This is a genomic window from Prevotella sp. 20925_1_30 (genome assembly GCF_041433025.1).
GTDB classification, from domain to species: Bacteria; Bacteroidota; Bacteroidia; order Bacteroidales; family Bacteroidaceae; genus Prevotella; species Prevotella vespertina.
This window is the reverse complement of record NZ_JAPWAR010000050.1, coordinates 1-5,644: the sequence shown is the minus strand read 5'-3', so window position 1 is coordinate 5,644 and position 5,644 is coordinate 1. Positions and strand designations below refer to the sequence as shown.

Below are 5,644 nucleotides of genomic sequence, written 5' to 3'. Positions count from 1 at the left end.
GGCAAGTTGGCAGAGATTGAAAGTTCTGTATCCTTCCATACGGATAAAATCAAGGAGGCACAGTTTGACTTAGCTCTCTTTGAGAAGCGTGTGGAGCGTGATGATGAAGGTACACCTATAAATAAACTGACAATCAAAGGTGTGGAAGACAGCACCGATATCAAGGCTATTGCTGCACGTTTACAGGAAATAGACGAAAAAGCTCGCACCAAAGGAGAGTACAACAAAATCGGTGAGATTTATGGGTTTTCCATCATGGTCAAGACAGAGAGTACTTCAAAAGACTTGTTTGACTGTTCGGTGAACCGCTTTTTTGTGAAAGGGCAGGAGTCTATCTACTACACTTACAATAATGGTAAGTTGGCAACAGACCCGAAACTTGCCTGCCAGAACTTCGTTAATGCCTTGGAGCGTATTCCAAAGGTGATAGAGTCGCATGAGAAGGAAATGGCAAAGGTTGTGGCTAACAAAGACGTTTACACCAACATTGCTAACAGTTCTTGGAAGAAAGAGGACGAGCTTCGCTCACTTAAAAGTGAAGCTGCTGAATTAGACAGAAAGATTGCGCTTACGCTTGCACCACCAGAGGAGGAAACAGAGAAAGAGAAAATGAAGCAAGTAGAGGATTTGTCCGACAACAATCACTCAGCCGGAGTAAAGAACGAGAGTTATCCTGCTCATGACAAGGAAGAAGACAATCGTTCACAAAACTTCAGAGCCAAATGGAGACACTAAACGCATGTTTATTATCCAATGGAAGCAAAAAAATGTCTTACTCCCATTTTTTAGTAGACATAAATAAAGTACGGGAATATTGCGATTGATATTCCCGTACAAAATTATTGCCAGATAGATTCCCTATTCCAAAGGTCTGGAAAACCTATCTTATAAATAGGAATGTCCGGATTTTCCTCTATCAGTGAGATTATCTTTCTCTTATATGTATCCCCAGCATTGATAGCATTGCACAAGTATAACATGGAAGTAATGATTAGAAATGGCTTCTTTTTAGAGAATTCCGAAAGAGGATGTTGCAGCCAAACGCCTCTTGGATTACTAATATCCATTGGGCGTTTTACCATATTTCGACTCCATACTCTTGAATGATGAGCTACAATATTTCTCAAATAGGAGATAGCTTCAAGCCAGCTTGATAGTTCTGTATGCATATTAAGTCCGAATTCATTGGCAATTCTTGCTTTTTCAGGTAACTGATGATTAAGATTCTTATATATCTTTGAAAGTGTACCAAAAGTCGCAACTTCAAAAATAATCCATGCGTCAGGCTGTTGGGTAAGAGATATACATTTTCTGTCCTCCCACACTCCATATTTGCATTTGTAGTCTTTTATGAAAATCTCACCGCTACGCATAAACTCGCCCATCAGATCATGTATATGTTGCTGTTGGAGTTCTTCATTGTTGAAAAGTCCCTTATCCATATAGTACAGCCCACCGTATGATTGTGAAAGATGATAAATCATCTTCGTCCGCAACGCTATCTCTATGGCTTCAATGGCATCGAATAAGATAAGACGCAACTCCTTATCAAAGAAATATCGTGCGATAACGTCCTTAAAATTGGCGTCATTCTTGAATATATGCTGTTCTTTGTCTGTTTGCATATCCCACCAATACCCCTTCAAACGGTAGTAGCTGATATGACTTAAATGAAGATGGGCAAACTCCTCATCTTCTATAATCATGCCTCTATGCTTCAGTAAATCGATTTGTTCCTGAATGGAACGTGATTCTTTATTCGCCATAGTATCTATAAAAAAATGACTCGCCAGCAGATCTTACGGTATGCCAAGCGAGTACTGTTATCTTTGAGTGTGGAAACCCACAACTAACTTTCTGATTGCAAAGGTAAGTATTTTTTTTGTCTCAGCAAAATAATTGCAGATATTTTTTAAGTGATAAAAATTACCAATCATCTCGCTTCCGTATCATTTCATCTATCTCTTCCCGAAGGAAAAGTAACCTGCCATTTGCTTTGAGGTAAGGAATTTTCCCTGCCCACACCCAGTTGTAGATGGTCTTTTGCTCCACTTTGAGAATCTTGGATACATCAATGATATCCAAGTATTCTGGTTTTAATGGTGGACGGACAGTCGTGTCAACAGATTGATCTTGCAGGACAAGCAGGCGGTCGAGTTTATCCTCGACGCTTATCAGCTTGTCAAACAGGCGTTTTTGCCAAGTGTCTTCGGTTTCATAATCTATGTACGGCATAGTTCTCCTTTTTGATAGTTACCATTGGTATCTTGTGCCAAGATACGTTGTTCTTTCATATAGGCGATGTATTTCTTTGCAGTTCTGTCCTTGATTTCCATTTCGCGCATCAGAACCTCACAAAGTTCTTGGTAAGTGAGCTTGAAAGAATTTCGGAAGGCTTCTTTGACAACGGCAATGAGTTCATCAGTCTTGCGCTTTTCCTTGTCCTCTTTAGATTTCTCGCCACGATAGACGTGCATGTCCTCAGCCTTATCCCAGCCGAAAAGCATCATCGGTACGTCCAACGGACTTCCGTCACGGACTTTCAATGCTTTTACCACTGAGTATTCGGGATTATCGTCTTTCTCTATGGAAAGAATTCCTGCTGCTTTGCGCTGCAATTCTGAGCCGATATGCCCACGGAGTTTGATTCCATTCGGTACGAAGTGTAGCACGCAGATGATACAGGTATTATAAATCCCCGCCAAGCGATAAAGCTCGTCCACAATGGCAATACTTTCCGTTTCATCGTTGGCAGAACGTATCAAGTCGGCTATTCCGTCAATCACCACGAGATGGATACCTCCATGCCTGTGATGAAACAAATCCATACTCTCACGGATAAGTTTCAGCCTGTCCTTGCGGGACAGAGAGGCAAGATACAGAGAATGGCAAAACTCCGGTACTGCCGTCAAAGAAGCCCTACGCAGTGTCTTACCCAAGTTCTTGTGCAGTTGTGCCTCGGACTGTTCCGTGTCATAGTGCAGGACTGCCAAGCCTTTGGGATTGGCGGTAATCTCCAATCCCAAGGTCTTTTCTATCGGCAATCGTTTTTCTCCCAACGCTCCGGCAAGGATGGCACCCACATAGTTGCTCTTGCCCGTACCCTCACCTCCGGTAATGCAGAACAGGTTATCCTGTGTGCCGAGTGGCACACCGTTTACTGCTACTACTGATTTGGAAATGTCCGGTGGATTCTCATAATCAATCTCACAGGAACGTAACATCATCATGGTTTGGCTATATAGATCTGAGAACATCTTGGCAAGCAGCTCTTTCAGTTCCTTTGCCCCGTTGCCTAAGGCAAAGAAATCTGAAATGTCTTTTTCAGACTTCGTACCACTTAGCGGAAGTGAAAGGTTCAAGACCTTGTATTCCACCAGATGTTCAGACTGTTTATGTGCCTCCCGTACACCTGTTTCATCCGCATCATATAAGAGTATTATATGCCTAAAACGAAGCTGAAGGCTCTCAATGATACTTGTCGGTATCTGTGCCGTTTCACTGTTAAAGCAAATCGCATTGAAGCCGTGTGCATACAATGAGAGTACATCCTTTTCTCCACCTGTAATGAAAAGCATATCTCCTTTGGCAGGAATCTGCTCCATTCCGAAGCAATACGTGGCAGGCATCAGTCCACCATAAAGAAAGCGGATTTTTGGACTGTGAGGTCGGTATATCTTTACATAGCCATTTCCGATATAGGCAAACATAGGTTCCGTAGGTGATCCATAAAGTTCAAACTTCCTGCCTTCAGCAGATACACTTTCATAGCGCTTAAGACTCCGTACACGAAAGCGACGGAGTGTATCCTCATGGATGCCATAATGTGCCCAATAGTTCAGCAGACCATCGTCAAATGGCTGTATCTCGAAACCATATGGACGTTCTTCCGTACACTTGGTTATATCAGCCTTAGGAGTGGGAACAATAGTTTCTTTATATGCTGACGTGATATGGCTGCTATGCTTTTCACCATTACATAAAGAGTACAATCCAAGTTCTTGTACAATCGTTTCCAATACTTCGGGAAAACTTGTTTTCAGGTTCAAATTACGGAGGGTTGCCACAAACCAGAAGCAATCCCCAGAATAGGTGGTATCTCCATGATCATAGAATTTGTAAGAAGAAGTTTTCCTGTCGTAGTAGATATGGCAGGAAGCTCGCCTGTCGTCATAGAAAGGACTTCGGAAGTTGCGATGAAGGTTCACCTCAAAGCCAAGGAAATGTGAAAACACATTCAAACCTCCTTGTGTAAGCAAAAGAATCTGTTCCTTTTCTATCATAATTGTCGGTTTTTAGGGTTAAGACATGAACTCATGATGAGATTGTCCTTGAAACGGTTGAGCCGCCCAAGAACTTCATCGTTTCTCATACCTGATACGCGGAGTCGGTTACACTTCGTGGCTATCACGATAGACTTGAAGAAGTAGCGTACATCGCCACCCTCCGTGTAGCGATACCGTACCAACTGCTTCTTGCGCCAGCGGTAAAGGGTGGACTCTGAAACATTCAGAGTCCCGATAAGGTCTTTCGTGGTCATCTCCAGCTCGTCGTCAATATCTTGAATAAGACGGGAGGTGCGCTCAACATACTGCTCAATACGATTGAGCTTGTCTATCAGTTCTTGATAGGCTTGGCTTTCTACTGCGATTATTTCCATCTTTTCAACTTGGTGCTTTTAATTGTTATATCCATCCCAGAATTCGCAAGGTATTGCATAAGAGAGTTGTAGGCTTCTTTTGTATACACCTCAACGTGTACTTCTGCAATAGATCTTGGAAGATCTTGTCCATTGCTTGCGAGATATGCAAACATCTCATAAACATCTATCTCCAACGCAGACGCATAGTTCTCTATTTGGAGGAATGTCATTACAGTCTGTCCAGATTCCCATCGGGATATTGTACTTTCGTCAACTCCCAACTTTTCAGCTAGATACGCTTGTTTCAGACATTTGTTCAATCTCTCATTTCGAAGAAATTCCAGTAACTCTTTCATAAACATAAAGTTATAGAAACATCTTGGCACGAGCAACCCGTCACACGCAAGTTTATGTACCCTCTGCAAGTCGTCATGCACCAGATGCAATTTTTCGTTTGGTGGCGGATGCAAAGGGCATCTATATATAAATTGACTATATATTGGGAATTATATTGGGAAGTGTTGAAATTCCATTTCTCTGTTACAGCCAAAATCCCTCCAGTGCAAGGTGCAAGTCCCCTTATATATAGGGGCTTGCACCTTGCACTGGAAAGTGTAGCAGTAAAATCTCTAAATATTTATGGTACAAAGATTTGGAGGTAAGTACAATTTTATATACCTTTGTACGCAAGAAAAGGGAGCTGTTGTGCTTTCAAAAGGTAGTCAGAATGGTAGTCACTAAGCGGTCAAAATACTGCTACAAAAATGCTACACAGATGACTTGCCAAAATATATAGAAGATTTATATACAACGAGATACGAGAGTTTGGTTCACAAACCTCTCTCTCCGCTTTAGGTACTCTGAACAGACCAACAGAGAAATCCTAACAAAAACGTAAGTATCATAGCTACAAGTAGTTATGATACTTTTCTTTTATATACATTCTTCTTCTCAGAGTACGTACAGAGGGGGTAAATACTCCCTAAATACTCTACAATGGCT

Annotated in this window: 6 protein-coding genes; 1 reads left to right on the top strand and 5 read right to left on the bottom strand. The window is 41.8% G+C overall.

Annotated features, from left to right (window positions below):
• On the top strand, positions 1-735 hold a 735-nt coding region (locus O3603_RS11775), incomplete at its 5' end, for a hypothetical protein (RefSeq protein ID WP_371523021.1).
• A 104-nt stretch (positions 736-839) separates the two neighbouring features.
• Here the strand turns inward: O3603_RS11775 and O3603_RS11770 are convergent.
• The 5 genes from O3603_RS11770 to O3603_RS11750 form a co-directional block, all read right to left on the bottom strand.
• Positions 840-1,766 carry an Abi family protein gene (locus tag O3603_RS11770; RefSeq protein WP_211810480.1) on the bottom strand — a complete coding sequence of 309 codons (927 nt, stop codon included), beginning with the start codon at positions 1,764-1,766 and terminating at the stop codon, positions 840-842.
• A gap of 160 nt (positions 1,767-1,926) precedes the next feature.
• Entirely contained in the window at positions 1,927-2,235 is a 309-nt protein-coding gene (locus O3603_RS11765) for a helix-turn-helix domain-containing protein (protein ID WP_371523020.1), read from the bottom strand.
• Positions 2,223-4,283, bottom strand: a complete 2,061-nt coding sequence (locus tag O3603_RS11760) for a bifunctional DNA primase/helicase (protein WP_219450594.1) — start codon at positions 4,281-4,283, stop codon at positions 2,223-2,225. Before O3603_RS11760 ends, O3603_RS11765 begins: the two co-directional genes overlap by 13 nt.
• Positions 4,280-4,660 carry a MerR family transcriptional regulator gene (locus tag O3603_RS11755; RefSeq protein ID WP_007136073.1) on the bottom strand — a complete coding sequence of 127 codons (381 nt, stop codon included), beginning with the start codon at positions 4,658-4,660 and terminating at the stop codon, positions 4,280-4,282. The genes O3603_RS11760 and O3603_RS11755 overlap by 4 nt, the downstream gene beginning before the upstream one ends.
• Positions 4,651-4,998 carry a helix-turn-helix domain-containing protein gene (locus tag O3603_RS11750; protein WP_371523017.1) on the bottom strand — a complete coding sequence of 116 codons (348 nt, stop codon included), beginning with the start codon at positions 4,996-4,998 and terminating at the stop codon, positions 4,651-4,653. Before O3603_RS11750 ends, O3603_RS11755 begins: the two co-directional genes overlap by 10 nt.
• Positions 4,999-5,644 lie beyond the last annotated feature (646 nt).